This is a genomic window from Citrobacter braakii (assembly GCF_009648935.1).
GTDB lineage: Bacteria > Pseudomonadota > Gammaproteobacteria > Enterobacterales > Enterobacteriaceae > Citrobacter > Citrobacter braakii.
The window spans coordinates 1778699-1794984 of record NZ_CP045771.1 but is presented as its reverse complement, the minus strand read 5'-3'; the positions used below and the strand labels follow the sequence as shown (position 1 = coordinate 1794984).

21 protein-coding genes and 2 pseudogenes are annotated in these 16286 nt (G+C 50.6%); 15 read left to right on the top strand and 8 right to left on the bottom strand.

The window, feature by feature from the left end:
* Nucleotides 1-40: 40 nt before the first annotated feature.
* From GFC06_RS08425 to ruvX, 6 genes are all read left to right on the top strand, one after another.
* A complete protein-coding gene (locus GFC06_RS08425) occupies nt 41-538 on the top strand; it encodes a SprT family zinc-dependent metalloprotease (RefSeq protein WP_016157438.1) in 498 nt (165 codons plus the stop codon).
* Nucleotides 539-632: 94 nt separating this feature from the next.
* Nucleotides 633-1340: a deoxyribonuclease I gene (gene endA, locus GFC06_RS08420; protein ID WP_016154392.1), complete on the top strand. Its 708-nt coding sequence runs from the start codon at nt 633-635 to the stop codon at nt 1338-1340.
* Between the two features lie 75 nt (nt 1341-1415).
* Nucleotides 1416-2147, top strand: a complete 732-nt coding sequence (gene rsmE / locus GFC06_RS08415) for a 16S rRNA (uracil(1498)-N(3))-methyltransferase (RefSeq protein WP_016154393.1) — start codon at nt 1416-1418, stop codon at nt 2145-2147.
* A gap of 12 nt (nt 2148-2159) precedes the next feature.
* Nucleotides 2160-3107: a glutathione synthase gene (gene gshB / locus GFC06_RS08410; protein ID WP_016154394.1), complete on the top strand. Its 948-nt coding sequence runs from the start codon at nt 2160-2162 to the stop codon at nt 3105-3107.
* Between the two features lie 176 nt (nt 3108-3283).
* Nucleotides 3284-3847 carry a YqgE/AlgH family protein gene (locus GFC06_RS08405; RefSeq protein ID WP_016154395.1) on the top strand — a complete coding sequence of 188 codons (564 nt, stop codon included), beginning with the start codon at nt 3284-3286 and terminating at the stop codon, nt 3845-3847.
* On the top strand, nt 3847-4263 hold the full coding sequence (gene ruvX, locus GFC06_RS08400; RefSeq protein WP_003825428.1) for a Holliday junction resolvase RuvX: 417 nt from the start codon (nt 3847-3849) through the stop codon (nt 4261-4263). The genes GFC06_RS08405 and ruvX overlap by 1 nt, the downstream gene beginning before the upstream one ends.
* On the opposite strand, the gene GFC06_RS08395 is transcribed toward ruvX, so the two are convergent.
* Entirely contained in the window at nt 4260-5240 is a 981-nt protein-coding gene (locus GFC06_RS08395; protein WP_103766651.1) for a type IV pilus twitching motility protein PilT, read from the bottom strand. The genes ruvX and GFC06_RS08395 overlap by 4 nt on opposite strands.
* Before the next feature lie 17 nt (nt 5241-5257).
* On the opposite strand from GFC06_RS08395, the pseudogene GFC06_RS08390 reads away from it, so the two are divergent.
* Nucleotides 5258-5428: pseudogene (locus GFC06_RS08390) on the top strand (YggS family pyridoxal phosphate enzyme); the annotation flags it as partial.
* A gap of 5 nt (nt 5429-5433) precedes the next feature.
* Here GFC06_RS08390 and GFC06_RS08385 read toward each other — a convergent pair.
* The 3 genes and pseudogenes from GFC06_RS08385 to GFC06_RS23235 form a co-directional block, all read right to left on the bottom strand.
* Entirely contained in the window at nt 5434-5853 is a 420-nt protein-coding gene (locus GFC06_RS08385; RefSeq protein WP_049281521.1) for a DUF3828 domain-containing protein, read from the bottom strand.
* Nucleotides 5853-6290: a hypothetical protein gene (locus GFC06_RS08380; RefSeq protein WP_373365346.1), complete on the bottom strand. Its 438-nt coding sequence runs from the start codon at nt 6288-6290 to the stop codon at nt 5853-5855. Before GFC06_RS08380 ends, GFC06_RS08385 begins: the two co-directional genes overlap by 1 nt.
* Before the next feature lie 274 nt (nt 6291-6564).
* Nucleotides 6565-6690 (bottom strand): annotated as a pseudogene (locus GFC06_RS23235) (type IV pili twitching motility protein PilT); the annotation flags it as partial.
* A gap of 17 nt (nt 6691-6707) precedes the next feature.
* Here GFC06_RS23235 and GFC06_RS08375 point away from each other — a divergent pair.
* The 8 genes from GFC06_RS08375 to GFC06_RS08340 all read left to right on the top strand — a co-directional run bounded on the left by GFC06_RS08375 (nt 6708) and on the right by GFC06_RS08340 (nt 13163).
* Nucleotides 6708-7412 (top strand): YggS family pyridoxal phosphate-dependent enzyme, encoded by a 705-nt coding sequence (locus tag GFC06_RS08375; protein ID WP_016154400.1) that lies wholly within the window; start codon nt 6708-6710, stop codon nt 7410-7412.
* Nucleotides 7413-7430: 18 nt separating this feature from the next.
* Complete coding sequence (locus GFC06_RS08370) at nt 7431-7997, top strand: YggT family protein (protein ID WP_016154401.1); 567 nt, start codon at nt 7431-7433, stop codon at nt 7995-7997.
* Entirely contained in the window at nt 7994-8284 is a 291-nt protein-coding gene (gene yggU, locus GFC06_RS08365) for a DUF167 family protein YggU (protein ID WP_005123286.1), read from the top strand. Before GFC06_RS08370 ends, yggU begins: the two co-directional genes overlap by 4 nt.
* A gap of 7 nt (nt 8285-8291) precedes the next feature.
* Nucleotides 8292-8885 carry an XTP/dITP diphosphatase gene (locus tag GFC06_RS08360; RefSeq protein WP_016154402.1) on the top strand — a complete coding sequence of 198 codons (594 nt, stop codon included), beginning with the start codon at nt 8292-8294 and terminating at the stop codon, nt 8883-8885.
* Nucleotides 8878-10014 carry a radical SAM family heme chaperone HemW gene (hemW, locus tag GFC06_RS08355; RefSeq protein ID WP_103766649.1) on the top strand — a complete coding sequence of 379 codons (1137 nt, stop codon included), beginning with the start codon at nt 8878-8880 and terminating at the stop codon, nt 10012-10014. Before GFC06_RS08360 ends, hemW begins: the two co-directional genes overlap by 8 nt.
* Before the next feature lie 313 nt (nt 10015-10327).
* Nucleotides 10328-11314, top strand: a complete 987-nt coding sequence (locus GFC06_RS08350; RefSeq protein ID WP_047499280.1) for a TRAP transporter substrate-binding protein — start codon at nt 10328-10330, stop codon at nt 11312-11314.
* A gap of 44 nt (nt 11315-11358) precedes the next feature.
* Nucleotides 11359-11862: a TRAP transporter small permease gene (locus GFC06_RS08345; protein WP_047499278.1), complete on the top strand. Its 504-nt coding sequence runs from the start codon at nt 11359-11361 to the stop codon at nt 11860-11862.
* Entirely contained in the window at nt 11862-13163 is a 1302-nt protein-coding gene (locus tag GFC06_RS08340) for a TRAP transporter large permease (protein WP_047499276.1), read from the top strand. The genes GFC06_RS08345 and GFC06_RS08340 overlap by 1 nt, the downstream gene beginning before the upstream one ends.
* 63 nt (nt 13164-13226) lie before the next feature.
* Here GFC06_RS08340 and ansB read toward each other — a convergent pair whose 3' ends face one another.
* From ansB to trmB, 4 genes are all read right to left on the bottom strand, one after another.
* A complete protein-coding gene (ansB, locus tag GFC06_RS08335; protein WP_016154404.1) occupies nt 13227-14273 on the bottom strand; it encodes an L-asparaginase 2 in 1047 nt (348 codons plus the stop codon).
* 188 nt (nt 14274-14461) lie between these two features.
* A complete protein-coding gene (locus GFC06_RS08330; protein ID WP_016154405.1) occupies nt 14462-15181 on the bottom strand; it encodes a YggN family protein in 720 nt (239 codons plus the stop codon).
* 49 nt (nt 15182-15230) lie between these two features.
* Nucleotides 15231-15557, bottom strand: coding sequence for a YggL family protein (locus GFC06_RS08325; protein ID WP_019077661.1), 327 nt, complete (start codon nt 15555-15557; stop codon nt 15231-15233).
* Nucleotides 15557-16276 (bottom strand): tRNA (guanosine(46)-N7)-methyltransferase TrmB, encoded by a 720-nt coding sequence (gene trmB, locus GFC06_RS08320; protein WP_016154407.1) that lies wholly within the window; start codon nt 16274-16276, stop codon nt 15557-15559. The genes GFC06_RS08325 and trmB overlap by 1 nt, the downstream gene beginning before the upstream one ends.
* Nucleotides 16277-16286 lie beyond the last annotated feature (10 nt).

Sequence of the window (16286 nt, the reverse complement as noted above, 5' to 3'; positions counted from 1 at the left end):
CTCTTGCAGTCCCTTCCCTGTCGCACTATCCTCTGGCGTTATGAAAACCTCCCGTCTCCCGATCGCCATCCAGCAAGCCGTTATGCGCAGCCTGCGGGAAAAACTCGCTCAGGCCAATCTCAAGCTCGAACGCCAATACCCGGAACCAAAGCTGGTTTACCAACAGCGCGGAACCGCCGCGGGTACCGCGTGGCTACAAACCTACGAAATTCGTCTTAATCCAGTTTTGCTGATGGAGAATGTTGACGCGTTCGTTAACGAAGTGGTGCCCCATGAACTGGCGCATCTACTGGTGTGGAAACACTTTGGCCGAGTACCGCCGCACGGGAAAGAGTGGAAATGGATGATGGAGAGCGTGCTGGGCGTACCGGCCCGGCGCACGCATCAGTTTGAGCTGCAATCCGTGCAGCGTAAGACCTTTACATACCGCTGTAAGTGTCAGGAACACCAACTGACCGTCCGCCGCCATAACCGCGTTGTACGCGGCGAAGCCACCTACCGCTGCGTTCACTGCGGTGAACCGTTGGTTGCAGAATAATCTTCAGAATTATCAGGAACTTTTCTGATCTAACTGATTGCATACAGGAATGACTTTCGCTACGTTGCGGGCTCGTTTTGACACGGAGTTCGTGATGTACCGTAATCTTTCTTTTGCTGCGGCCTTGTTAGCCGCTGCGTTTTCAGGCTCGGTTTTAGCCGAAGGCATCAACAGTTTTTCTCAGGCAAAAGCAGCAGGCGTTAAAGTTAACGCCGATGCGCCAGGCGATTTCTATTGCGGATGTAAAATTAACTGGCAAGGAAAAAAAGGGGTCGTTGACCTCGAATCCTGCGGCTATAAAGTGCGAAAAAATGAAAACCGCGCCAGTCGAATTGAATGGGAACACGTGGTCCCCGCCTGGCAATTTGGTCATCAGCGCCAGTGCTGGCAGGACGGAGGGCGTAAAAACTGCGCTAAAGATCCGGTCTATCGCAAAATGGAAAGCGATATGCATAACCTGCAGCCCGCGGTGGGTGAGGTCAATGGCGATCGCGCAAACTTTATGTACAGCCAGTGGAACGGTGGCGAAGGCCAATATGGACAATGCACCATGAAGGTTGACTTCAAAGAGAAAGTTGCCGAGCCGCCAGCCCGCGCCCGTGGCGCCATCGCGCGTACCTATTTTTACATGCGCGACCAATACAACCTGACGCTCTCCCGCCAGCAAACTCAGCTTTTTAATGCCTGGAATAAGCAGTATCCGGTCACCGATTGGGAGTGTGAGCGCGACGAACGCATTGCGAAGGTACAGGGGAACCATAACCCCTATGTGCAACGCGCTTGCCAGGCGCAAAAGAGCTAACCTACACTAGCAGCAATATTTTTTAACCATGCCCTGGCCTTTTGCAGCCCAGGGCCATGACGCGGATGTTTAACTATGCGCATTCCTCGCATTTATCACCCTGAGCCACTCACTTCCGGCAGCCAAATTTCACTGTGTGAAGATGCAGCCAACCATATCGGCCGCGTGCTGCGTATGGGGCCTGGCCAGGCGCTACAGCTGTTTGATGGCAGCAATCAGGTATTCGACGCCGAAATCACCCACGCCAGTAAGAAAAGCGTGGACGTGAAGGTGCTTAACGCTGAACTCGACGATCGAGAATCGCCGCTGCACATCCACCTGGGCCAGGTGATGTCGCGGGGTGAAAAAATGGAATTTACTATCCAAAAATCGATTGAACTGGGTGTAAGCCTCATTACGCCACTTTTTTCTGAGCGCTGCGGCGTTAAACTGGACAGCGAACGCCTGAACAAGAAGCTCCAGCAGTGGCAGAAAATCGCCATTGCCGCCTGCGAACAGTGCGGTCGTAATCGGGTGCCTGAAATTCGCCCGGCGATGGATCTGGAAGCGTGGTGCGCCGAACAGGATGAAGGTCTGAAACTGAACCTGCATCCCCGCGCCAGCGCCAGCATCAATACGCTGCCGCTCCCGGTGGAACGCATCCGCTTGCTGATTGGCCCCGAAGGTGGGCTGTCGGCAGATGAAATTGCCATGACCGCACGGTATCAGTTTACTGATATTCTGTTAGGACCTCGCGTTCTGCGTACTGAGACAACTGCGCTCACCGCCATCACCGCGCTACAGGTGCGTTTTGGCGATCTGGGCTAACGGAGAAGAACAATGATCAAGCTCGGCATCGTGATGGATCCCATCGCAAGCATCAACATCAAGAAAGATTCCAGCTTCGCTATGCTGCTGGAAGCGCAACGTCGCGGTTACGAAATTCATTATATGGAAATGGCCGATCTCTATCTGATCAACGGTGAAGCCCGCGCCCGTACGCGTACCCTGAGCGTAGAGCAGAACTACGACAAATGGTATGAGTTCAATAGCGAGCAGGATCTCCCGCTGGCAGATCTGGACGTCATTCTGATGCGTAAGGATCCGCCGTTTGATACCGAGTTCATCTACGCAACCTATATTCTGGAACGTGCAGAGGAGAAAGGGACGCTAATCGTCAACAAACCGCAGAGCCTGCGCGATTGTAACGAGAAGCTGTTCACCGCATGGTTTGCCGACCTGACGCCGGAAACGCTGGTCACGCGTAACAAAGCGCAGCTGAAAGCCTTCTGGCAAAAACACAGCGACATCATTCTCAAACCGCTGGACGGCATGGGCGGCGCATCTATTTTCCGCGTCAAGGAAGGCGATCCGAACCTTGGCGTTATTGCCGAAACGCTGACCGAGCACGGTACCCGTTATTGCATGGCGCAGAACTATCTGCCGGCAATTAAAGACGGCGATAAACGCGTGCTGGTGGTCGATGGCGAACCCGTTCCGTACTGCCTGGCGCGTATTCCACAAGGCGGCGAAACCCGTGGCAACCTGGCAGCCGGCGGTCGTGGCGAGCCGCGTCCATTAACCGACAGCGACTGGGAAATTGCACGTCGCATTGGGCCAACGCTGAAAGCAAAAGGTTTGATTTTTGTCGGTCTGGATATCATTGGCGACCGTCTGACGGAAATTAACGTCACCAGCCCAACCTGTATTCGTGAAATTGAAGCGGAGTTCCCGGTTTCGATTACCGGTATGCTGATGGACGCCATCGAGGCACGTTTGCAGAAATAAATAAGTTGCCGGATGGCGATGCCTTCGCGTCTTATCCGGCCTACATTTGCACCCCGTAGGCCGGATAAGGCGAAGCCGCCATCCGGCAAAGCTATCTTCAGAGGGTGACATCTTCGCGCTTTGCCCACATACTGGGCTCTGTTGCTTTTTTGAACCAGGAAACAGAACCTCTGACAATGAATTTACAGCATCACTTTCTAATTGCCATGCCTGCTCTCCAGGATCCGATTTTCCGCCGTTCCGTGGTGTATATCTGTGAACACAATGAGAACGGAGCAATGGGGATTATCGTCAATAAGCCTCTGGAAAACTTACAAATTGAAGGGATTCTGGAAAAGCTGAAGATTACTCCAGAAGCACGCGATCCTGCCATTCGTCTGGACAAACCGGTGATGCTCGGCGGCCCACTGGCGGAAGACCGTGGATTTATTCTACACACCCCGCCGTCACGCTTTGCCTCCAGTATTCGCATTTCAGATAACACTATCATCACCACCTCCCGCGATGTACTTGAAACCCTGGGTACGCAGGAGCAGCCATCTGAAGTGCTGGTTGCGCTGGGCTATTCATCATGGGAAAAAGGTCAACTGGAACAAGAGCTACTGGATAACGCCTGGCTCACTGCTCCCGCAGACCTCAACATCTTATTTAAAACGCCGATTGCCGACCGCTGGCGCGATGCGGCGAAGCTTATCGGGATTGATATTCAGACCATGCCTGGCGTGGCGGGACACGCCTGATGAGCGGAACATTACTCTCTTTTGATTTTGGTACGAAAAGTATCGGCGTCGCGGTTGGTCAACGCATTACCGGTACGGCGAGACCCTTGCCCGCCATCAAAGCACAGGACGGTACGCCAGACTGGAGTTTGATTGAACGCCTGCTAAAAGAGTGGCAGCCGGACGAAATCATTGTCGGCCTGCCGCTCAACATGGATGGCACCGAACAACCCCTTACTGCGCGCGCGCGCAAATTCGCTAACCGCATTCACGGTCGCTTTGGCGTAACCGTAACGCTGCACGATGAACGTTTGAGCACCGTCGAAGCCCGCTCAGGCCTGTTTGAGCAAGGCGGATACCGGGCGTTGAATAAAGGCAAAGTAGATTCCGCTTCTGCCGTTATTATCCTTGAAAGCTATTTCGAGCAGGGCTACTAAAGTCGCCCCTGCGCCTGGCGCTGCTGCTGACTTTGTGCAAACGTCTGCATACCTGTCTGCTGCCCGGTTTGAATCACACCGGGTAGCTGATGCGTTTTCCCTTCGCGGATCAAATTACCCACGGCGGGCGTGTTGACGAGCAGTTCGAATAGCGCCACGCGTCCTCCCTGCTTATCTTCCTCCAACTTTTGCGAAAGTACCGCCCGCAGGCTGTCTGCCAGCTGGTTACGCACCGGATCTTTCTCCTGAGCGGGAAAGGTGTCCACCAGCCGCGCGATGGCCTGCGCCGCCCCTCGCGTATGTAAGGTTGCCAACACCAGATGCCCGGTCTCCGCTGCCGTTAAGGCCAAACGAATAGTTTCCACGTCGCGCAGCTCGCCCAGCAAAATAACGTCGGGATCTTCGCGTAACGCGCCGCGCAAACCGGCAGCAAAAGAAGCGCAGTGTACGCCCACCTCCCGCTGTTGAATAAGACAACGTTGGCTGGTGTAGCGATATTCAATCGGATCTTCCAGCGTCAGAATGTGCCCCGCAATATGTTGATTAAGGTACTCCACCATCGCCGCCAGGGTAGTTGATTTACCGCTGCCGGTGGCTCCAGTGACCAGAACTAATCCATTTTCACCGTGCAGCAGTTTAGGTATGGCCTCGGGGGTCTGAAGATCGTCTAAACGAGGACATTCAAGCGGTAGCAATCTTAGCGCCAGCGAGGTTCCCTGCTGATGAGCAAATGCGCTGGCGCGTAGACGCCGGGAGTCCGCCAGCGTAAGGGCAAAATCAATCTGCCCCTGTTCCCGCCACTGTACCTGTTGTTGCTCACTGAGCCAGCACATCAGCAGATTCTCCACGTCAGGGGGAGTAAATGGTGCTATTTCGACTTTTCCACCTATGCGCCAGCGCGCAGGCCATGCATTGCACAGGTGTAGATCCGACACGTTATGCTTTACACTAAGGGCCACTATTTCTTCCATATTCATATGAACATCCTCGGAAAATGAACGATATCGCGCATAACCTGGCACATGTCCGGGACAAAATCTCAGCCGCCGCGACGCGTTGCGGGCGGTCTTCAGAAGAAGTTATGTTGCTTGCAGTCAGCAAAACCAAACCTGCGAGCGCCATCGAAGAAGCCATCGTCGCAGGATTATTTTCAATTGGTGAAAACAACGACTAATAGCGAGTAGTCACGCTCTTGATTTTCCATACACCTTTTTCTTCTACCATGCAGTCAATAACTTTTTGAGATGACTCACCTGTTCCAAATGTCAAATAGACATTGGTACAAATAGGATCAGCTATAATTAGATCAATACTAATATGCTTACTCCAGTCTTCATCGGCAAAATCCTGAACTTTTAGAAAATAATCCTCTTCAAGCTCATTGCTTCTATAAGCTTGCTTTAATTTATTCAATGTATCAATAATAACATAAGGCTCTAATGCCGTCGGATCATCTGCAACTGGGATGATATTATGAGCAATCTGCTTGATATACCAGGCATTGAATCTTAATGCCTGAGTATCAGCAGGTATTATTCCTGCCATAGCAAACGATGAGAATAGAAAAGTAAATAATATCAATCGTTTCATCAGTTATGCCTATAGAGTTTATACGAGGGCTGATTTTTACGATAACCAGGTCCGGGATACACGCCATGTTCCTGTTTGAAATCTGACCACCAGTAATGTCCATCAAAAATCGCCATGTGCCCTGCTGTATTTCCTCCAGTATATGGTTGAATTATAGCAACATCACCTTTAATAGGATTGCCATATACTTCACGAAAACCAGCCAATACTAAATATTTCCCCATATTTTTAGCATTATCATGATGCAAGGATACGCCTCCATGTTCGATTGCTGCTGTTACTGCCCTGGCACAATAACCTGTAGAGTGCGCATGAGCATTATTCCTAACAAAATTTACAGCGGCTTCTTTATTCCACATTTGCAAAACCTCATTTATAAACGAAGAGTATGAAATATCACAAAGCGAACCATCACCTTGAACATTAAATGCTTCCAACTCTATTTATTGACATCGCAAATATGCCCGTAATCTGTATTTTCGATGTGTATTACTGCTTAATAATAAATGAAGTTATAATATTTACCTTACCAATTATCTAATGTTTTTGCTTTATTAGAAATAAATATCATCCCAAATTTTATAACTGTAGAATATTTACACTGGCGCAAACTGGAGCTGAATAAAACGAATTGAAAATCCTGTCAGTTAAATCTGTTTACGTCCTCCTACAGACTCACATTTTTATACTCAGCCTATCTGCAGCCTTCCCAGGCGTAGTAAATGGTGCTATTTCGACTTTTCCACCTATGCGCCAGCGCGCGGGCCATGCATTGCACAGGTGTAGATCCGACACGTTATGCTTTACACTAAGGGCCACTATTTCTTCCATATTCATATGAACATCCTCGGAAAATGAACGATATCGCGCATAACCTGGCACATGTCCGGGACAAAATCTCAGCCGCCGCGACGCGTTGCGGGCGGTCTTCAGAAGAAGTTATGTTGCTTGCGGTCAGCAAAACCAAACCTGCGAGCGCCATCGAAGAAGCCATGACCGCAGGGCAGCGTGCCTTCGGTGAAAACTATGTCCAGGAAGGGGTGGATAAGATCCGCTACTTTCAGGAAAAAGGCGTTAACGATCTGCAGTGGCACTTTATCGGCCCGCTGCAGTCGAACAAAAGTCGTCTGGTCGCTGAACATTTTGACTGGTGCCATACAATTGATCGTCTGCGTATCGCTGCCCGTCTGAGCGAACAGCGCCCTGCGGAACTGCCGCCGCTCAATGTGTTGATTCAGATTAATATCAGCGATGAGAACAGTAAGTCAGGTATTCCGCTTGCAGAGCTTGATGCACTGGCCGCTGAAGTCGCCGCGCTGCCACGCATTACCCTGCGTGGTCTGATGGCGATTCCGGCGCCAGAGTCAGATTATGTAAGGCAGTTTGAAGTTGCACAGCAAATGGCGGTAGCATTTGCCGGGTTGAAAACACGTTACCCAAGTATCGACACGCTCTCACTGGGGATGTCTGATGATATGGATGCCGCCATTGCGGCGGGTAGCACGATGGTGCGCATCGGCACTGCCATTTTTGGTGCTCGTGATTACACTAAAAAATAAGGAAAACTAAGGAACACCATGAATACGTTGACCTTCCTGCTCTCAACGGTAATTGAGCTGTATACCATGGCGCTGCTGCTGCGCGTGTGGATGCAATGGTCTCGCTGCGATTTCTACAACCCGTTCTCGCAGTTTATTGTGAAAATCACTCAGCCCATTATTGGGCCGTTACGCCGTATCATTCCCCCGATGGGGCCAATTGACAGCGCATCGGCATTAGTTGCGCTCGTTCTGAGCTTTATCAAGGCCATCGTGCTGTTTAAGGTGGTTACGTTCCAGCCGATCATCTGGATCGCCGCCGTGCTGATTGTCCTGAAGACCATCGGACTGCTGATTTTCTGGGTTTTGCTGGTGATGGCGATTATGAGCTGGGTCAGCCAGGGCCGCAGCCCTGTGGAGTACGTGCTGATTCAACTGGCGGATCCGCTGTTGCGTCCTATTCGTCGCTTACTTCCAGGCATGGGCGGGATCGATTTCTCGCCAATGATCCTGGTTCTGCTGCTGTATGTCATTAACATGGGCATCGCAGAAGTGTTACAGGCGACAGGTAACATGCTGCTGCCGGGGCTGTGGATGGCGCTATGAGTGCCGTTACCCCCTGCGATGACGGTCTGGTTTTACGGCTCTACATTCAGCCTAAAGCCAGCCGTGACAGTATTGTAGGTTTACATGGCGACGAGCTAAAAGTCGCCATTACCGCCCCACCGGTTGATGGGCAAGCCAATAGCCATCTGGTGAAGTTTCTCGGCAAACAGTTCCGTGTGGCAAAAAGCCAGGTCGTCATTGAGAAGGGCGAGCTTGGTCGTCACAAACAGGTTAAAATCATTCATCCGCAACAGATCCCGCCCGAAATTGCGGCGCTAACTGATTAGGTATCCCATGCAAAAAGTTGTCCTCGCGACCGGCAACGCCGGTAAAGTGCGTGAACTCGCCTCTCTTCTGAGTGATTTCGGTCTTGATGTTGTTGCCCAAACGGATCTGGGTGTTGATTCTGCAGAAGAAACCGGGCTGACGTTTATTGAGAACGCCATTCTGAAGGCACGTCATGCCGCGCAAATTACCGGTTTACCCGCCATTGCTGATGACTCCGGTCTGGCGGTAAATGCCCTTGGCGGCGCGCCGGGCATCTATTCAGCCCGCTATTCCGGCGAAGATGCAACCGATCAGCAGAACCTGGAAAAACTGCTCCACACCCTGCAGGATGTTCCTGATGACAAGCGCCAGGCACAATTCCACTGCGTGCTGGTGTATATGCGCCATGCAGACGATCCAACACCTGTGGTTTGCCACGGACGCTGGCCGGGCGTTATTGCCCGTGAACCTGCCGGAAACGGTGGTTTTGGCTACGACCCAATCTTCTTTGTGCCGTCTGAAGGGAAAACCGCCGCCGAACTGACCCGCGAAGAAAAGAGCGCGATTTCTCACCGCGGACAAGCGCTGAAGCTGCTGCTGGATGCCCTGCGTAATGGTTAAGCTTCCGCCGTTAAGTCTTTACATTCACATCCCGTGGTGCGTGCAGAAATGCCCATACTGCGACTTCAACTCGCATGCGCTTAAAGGAGAAGTCCCTCATGACGACTATGTGCAGCATCTGCTGAGCGATCTGGATTCTGAGGTGGTCCACGCCCAGGGCCGCGAGGTAAAGACGATTTTTATCGGTGGTGGTACGCCGAGCCTGCTTTCTGGCCCGGCAATGCAAACGCTGCTCGACGGCGTGCGCGCACGGCTGAATCTCGCCGCAGATGCAGAAATCACGATGGAGGCGAATCCCGGTACGGTGGAAGCCGATCGCTTTGTGGATTATCAACGTGCTGGCGTAAACCGTATCTCCATTGGTGTACAGAGCTTTAGCTCCGCCAAACTCGAACGTCTGGGACGTATTCACGGGCCGGAAGAAGCCAAACGTGCAGCGCACCTGGCGAGCGGTCTGGGACTACGCAGCTTTAACCTCGACCTGATGCACGGTTTACCGGATCAGACGCTGGAAGAGGCGCTGAGCGATTTACAGCAGGCCATCGCGCTCAACCCGCCGCATCTTTCCTGGTATCAGTTGACCATCGAGCCGAATACGCTGTTCGGGTCCCGACCACCGGTATTACCGGACGACGACGCGCTGTGGGATATTTTTGAGCAAGGCCACCAGTTGCTGACCGCCGCGGGGTATCAGCAGTACGAAACCTCAGCCTACGCCAGACCGGGTTATCAGTGTCAGCACAACCTAAATTACTGGCGTTTTGGCGACTACTTAGGCATTGGTTGCGGCGCGCACGGCAAAGTCACTTTCCCAGACGGTCGCATCCTGCGCACGACCAAAACGCGACATCCGCGCGGATACATGCAAGGACGTTATCTGGAAAGCCAGCGAGATGTCGCCGAGGCCGATAAGCCGTTTGAGTTCTTTATGAACCGTTTCCGGCTGCTGGAAGCCGCGCCTCGCGCGGAGTTCACGCAATATACCGGGCTTACCGAAGACGTTATTCGTCGACAGATCGATGAGGCCATTGCCCAGGGCTATCTGAGTGAATGCGATGAATACTGGCAGATTACCCAACACGGTAAGCTATTTTTGAATTCTCTGCTGGAGCTGTTTCTGGCGGAGTAATCTCTGTGCGCCTGTCGGCGCATTTTCTTCTACAAATTCCTCTAAATATTGTACTCGGAAAAACCGAGTACAATACACGTCATTTATTGACAATAACCATATTAATTATTTTATTCATTTTAAATAGCCTCTTCACCAACATAAATATATTGAACACAGCGCACAAAATAAGATCAAACTGCTGCCATGCAAAAGGTATGTGATCTATATAGTGGATAGATGTCTGACAACTATATTAATTTATCATACAGAAAAAGGTGAAACATCATCAGATGTCAACCAATTACTGTACCTTAAAGCACGGAGCTTACTTATGAAAATCAAAACCTTTTCCCGCTCGCTAGTCTGTGCGTCCTTGTTGGCGCTACTTAGCACTGGCGCATATGCTGCTGAAAAAGTGACTCTCAAACTGGCACACAACCTTGAACGTAGCCATGTGGTTCACCAAGCTTTCGAAGAAATGGCCAAAGAGGTAAAACAACTCTCCGACGGTAAAATGATTGTACGTATATATCCCAGTAGCCAAATGGGTAATGCCCGAGAAACGATGGAGTTGTTACAAAATGGCGCGTTGGATATGACAAAAGGTTCTGCCAGTGATTTAGAGTCATTTGATAATATTTATGCCATTTATAATTTACCTTTCTTATTTAAAGATCAAAACCATTTCAATAACGTTGTATTTGGTGAGGTAGGTAAAGACATTATGGAATCCACAAAAGAAAAGGGATTCTTTGCGTTATCTGCTTACGTTGCCGGCACGCGTAGTTTTTATGCCAAAAAACCTATTACCAAACCAGAGGATCTGAAAGGTCTGAAAGTCCGCGTTCAACCCAGCCCCACAACCATTAAAATGGTTGAACTGATGGGCGGATCGCCGACCCCTATTTCCTTCGGTGAGGTTTATACCGCTATGCAACAAGGTGTAGTGGATGGCGCAGAGAATAACGTTCCATCGTGGGTGCAAACACGTCATATCGAAATAGCTAAAGTCTTCTCCGAAGATGAGCACGCCTCTATTCCAGATTTTCTCGTTATCTCAACCAAAACATGGAATAAGCTGACCCCGGAGCAACAACTGATCCTTCGTCAAGCGGCTAAAAATTCCGAGGCTTATCAACAAAAGTTGTGGGATAAAATCGATGCTGATACCCGCGCTCAAGCAAAAGCTATGGGTGGCGAGATTATCAAAGTTGATAAAGCCCCTTTCCGCGCCGCTGTTCAACCGCTGTTTGATGACTTCAAAAAAGACCCAAAACATGCAGCCCTGCTGGCGAAGTTTGAAGACGCAGTACAATAACCCTTTGGGCCATTGATTGGCCCTGTTTCACCAGGAAACTCACCATGATATTTAACCGCCTTAAGCTTGCGGTAGACCGCGTCATTGCCGCATTTTCGGTCATCGTAATGATTGCGCTGGTAGTGTGCGTAGTCTGGCAAGTTTTTAGCCGCTACGTGCTCAATCAGCCCAGCACCTTAACTGACGAACTGGCACGCTTCTTAATGATCTGGGTCGGATTATTAGGTGCAGCCTATACCGTAGGCGCCCAGCGCCACCTGTCTATCGATCTACTGTTCATGTCGATTAATAAACGTAAACAGGCGTTATTGAGCTTATTCATTAATCTGCTGATTTTTGGCTTTGCAGGTTCAGTCATCGTTACCGGCGGTATCAAGCTGATTAATAAAACGCTGGCAACGGTGCAAGTTTCTGCGGCCATGCAAATTCCAATGGGTTACGTGTATATCATCCTGCCGCTAAGCGGCGCAGTCATGATGTTCTATGCCCTGTGGTTTATTCACAAAAATATTCAGCAACTGAAACAATCTTCGCAGGGAGTAATTTGATGGAAGGCTATATCGCACTAACCCTGTTTGGCTGCTTCTTTGTCCTGGTGTTCATTGGCGTACCTATTTCGTTCTCTATCGGTATCGCCACTGTAGCCTCAATGCTGCTGATGTTTCCTTGGGATGTTGCCGTTATCACTGTCTCTCAACGTCTGGCAAACGGATTAGATAATTTTGCCCTATTGGCGATCCCGTTTTTCATTTTCGCAGGTACGCTGATGAACAGCGGTGGGATCGCCATCCGGCTAATTAACCTGGCGCAAGTGATGGTTGGGCGAGTTCCCGGCTCACTTGGTCATGTCAACGTGCTGGCAAACATGATGTTTGGTTCGATATCCGGCTCTGCCGTTGCCGCTGCTGCAGCCGTTGGCGGTACGCTTAATCCTATTCAGACAAAGCAAGGATACGACCCAACCTTCTCGACAGCCGTTAACGTTTCCTCCTGCATTACCGGGCTGTTAATTCCACCATCAAATGTGTTAATTGTATTTTCTCTTACTGCTGGCGGTGTTTCAGTTGCTTCGTTGTTTATGGCGGGTTATTTACCAGGGATCCTGATGGGGCTTTCGATCATGGTGGTATGCGCCATTATCGCCAAACGCCGTGGTTATCCCCTGTCGGAAAGACCAACCTGCGCACAGGCAGTAAAAGCACTTCTGGATGCGCTACCGAGTCTGTTACTGGTCATCATTGTGATGGGGGGTATTTTAGGTGGGATCTTTACCGCAACAGAAGCCTCAGCGATTGCGGTCGTCTACACCTTCATTCTCTCGGTGCTGATTTACCGGGAAGTAAAATGGCGCGATTTACCAAAGCTGATCCTGGAATCAGTCGTGATGACCTCTATCGTACTGTTACTGATCGGCTTCTCTGTCGGCATGTCCTGGGCGATGACCAATGCCGATATTCCCTACATGATCAGTGACACATTAATGGGTATTTCCGATAATCCACTGATCATCCTACTGTTAATCAATATTGTACTACTGGTTGTTGGGATCTTTATGGATATGACACCGGCAGTCCTGATCTTTACCCCCATTTTCTTGCCAATCGCTCAAGAGTTAGGTATGGATCCGGTACATTTCGGCATCATGATGGTCTCCAACCTGTGCATTGGTCTGCTGACACCGCCGGTAGGAAGTGCATTGTTTGTAGGCTGTTCGATTTCTGGCGTGAAGATCCAGCAATTGATCAAACCCCTGCTGCCGTTTTACGCCGCATTGCTGGTTGCACTGATGATGATCGTATACATTCCACAGATCTCTCTGTTTATTCCACAGATGCTGGGGTTGATGTAAATACGAAGAGTAACTGCTTCTGGAGAATGCCCCAACGCTACGGTAGGGGCATTTTTTATGCCATTAATACTGATTAAACATTTCCTGGATCTGCTTAGGATCCTTGGTTTGGGTCAGAGCCAGTTGCAGCAGAACACGCGCTTTTTGCGGGTTCAGAGAGCCTGACGCCACAAATCCGTATTTCGCATCATCAACTTCAGCATCCTGGGTGGTGGCGCCCGTTGGTACACGGGATGAACGCACCACAACGGTACCTTTATGCGCGGCAGTTGCCAGCGTATCGAAAATGGTTTTATACAGGTTACCGTTACCTACACCCGCACTGACGATCCCGGCGTAACCCGCGTCTACCAATGCTTTGGCTGGCAGATCGGAGGCGTTAGCGTAGTTGTAAACAATCCCAACTTTCGGCAGCTCGGTCAGCTTAGATACATCGAACGGCGTGGATGTGGTGTGTTTTCGCGCAGGCGTACGCTGGTAGTCGATTTTACCGTTATGGATATAACCCAGCGGACCATAGTTAACGGATTTGAAAGTAGCGACATCCGTTGTGTTAGTTTTGGTCACGTCGCGACCATCCATAACGGTGTCGTTCATCACCACCAGCACACCACGGTTGGCAGAGGCTTTGTCTGCGGCGGTTACCACGGCGTTATACAGGTTGAACGGGCCATCAGCGCTCATACCTGTAGACGGACGCATTGCGCCGACCAGCACCACCGGCTTGTTGCACTTGACGGTGAGATCGAGGAAATAGGCGGTTTCTTCCATGGTATCCGTACCATGTGTTACCACGAAGCCGTCAGTTTTATCACACTCGGTATTAATCTTTTTCGCCAGCGTTAGCCAGACTTCGTCATTCATATCCTGGGAGCCGATGTTTACCACCTGCTCGCCTTTCACAACGGCGATATCTTTCAACTGAGGTACGGCATCAACCAAATTTTCAACGCCGACTTTGCCTGCCGTGTAGTTAGATTTTGTTGCGGAGTCACCACCGCCGGCAATCGTCCCGCCGGTAGCTAAAATAGTGATGTTTGGCAGTGCAAGCGCCGCGCCGCTGAAACCCATAACCAGTGCGGCAAGTGCCGTTCTCTTGAAAAACTCCATGTTATTTCTCCAGTTACTTGAATTTGCAGCATTATGTCTATCTTACAGATGAATAATGTGACGCCATCCAATTAACCAGATTTATATCTCCATCAAATTGTTATTCTTAGAGATGGATATCAAAAAAACAGAAAAATACAAAATAAAACGGCACAGAATGTTTCTGTGCCGTTAAAAAGAGGTGAAGATTATTTCAGATTGCTAACCAGCGTCTTACGATCATTTTCCAGCGTCACGACGCGGGCGCAGACATCTTTGCCAAACTGCTGGAAGTCTTGTTCCTGATTCTTCCATTCGTTCTGAATTGAGGTTTGCAAACCTCCGAGGCTTCCGAGCACGCCCTGCAGCGGATTACCACCGCCCTTGAGCACGGCTTTCGCCCCCATCTCGTTGATGCTGTCCTGCAAAATACCGCCCATCGCCTGATTGACCAGCTGTTGTCCATCCGCGCGAACCTGATCAATCGCCTTATAATGGAAGGTCAGGCCGTCAGTGCGATGCTCAATAATGCGGTTCATCTGCTCTTTCAATTGCGCATCCAGCTTAGTTAAGCGGCCACGCATGTTGCTGCTTTCGCCGACCTCTTTGGCGATGATTTTATCCAGCGCCACGCGACCTTTCTCCACGCGCGCTCTGGCACCTTCGTCAATCCACGGCAGGCTGCTACGCAACGCCGCCTGATAATCTTTAGCCTGCTCACGCTGCGCGGCGTTCAGGTTGTACTGTTTACCGTTAAAGGTGACATCACCGGCCTGGGTAATGACCAGGTTGCCGTTCTCACCCTTCACCTGTACCGTTTGTGGACTCAAAATCACATCGTCACGCGGGGTGACGCTGCACTGATAATCAGCATGTGCGGCCATCGCCGTGAACGTTAGGACTGCCGCCAGCAGCGTTTTGCGCATCATATCTTTCCCTCAATACAAATTGGGCCGGCATTTGCCGACCCTTTGCTACTTAGTCCCACCAAATATCGAAAAGTTCGCTGGTGCGCACTTCTTCGAGTTTGCGCTCTTCCAGCCACTTACGCACGATAGCCTGATGTTCTTCGGTGCATTTGCCGATTTCCTGCAGACAGATCAGACCTTCCCAGGCCAGATAGCCGCTGCCGTCAAAGGCCAGCTTGTTCGGTTCGATAACTTCATTGATAAAATCATCAACGATTTGATCGACCTGCTCTCCAGATGTACCTTCCGGGAAACGCCATGCAACCGAAAATCCTACTTCCTGGAATTCGTCGATGTGCATTTTTTTACGCAGACGACGGCTACGGTTCTTTGCCATTATTTCACCCTCTCGAACATTAAGTCCCATACACCGTGGCCAAGACGATGACCACGTTGTTCAAATTTGGTTACCGGGCGCGATTCCGGGCGCGGTACGTAATCGTTACTCTCTGACTGGTTTTTATACCCGTCAATCGAGGACATCACTTCAAGCATGTGCTCCGCATAGGCTTCCCAGTCGGTTGCCATGTGGAACACGCCGCCCAGCTTCAGCTTGCTTAAGATATGCTCAGCAAACGGTACCTGAACGATACGGCGTTTATTATGACGTGCTTTATGCCACGGGTCAGGGAAAAACAGCTGAACCATAGATAAAGAATTGTCAGGAATCATTTTATGCAGGACTTCGACGGCATCATGGCACATGACACGCAGGTTCTCGACGCCCTCTTCATGGGCTGAAGCCAGACACGCGCCAACGCCCGGTGAGTGAACCTCAATGCCGAGGAAATTTTGCTCCGGACGCGCTTTCGCCATCGCCACCAGCGAAGCCCCCATACCAAAGCCAATTTCAAGCGTGACTGGCGCATCGCGACCAAACAGCGCAGCGAAATCCACAGGTTCTTCGCTGAACTCAACGCCCATCACCGGCCAGTAGTTTTCCAGCGCGTGTTCCTGCCCTTTCGTCAGTCGCCCCTGGCGACGAACAAAACTACGAATCCGGCGCAACGGGCGGCCGTTTTCATCAAATTCCGGTGAAATGACGTCGTTCTTCATAAAAGTTTAG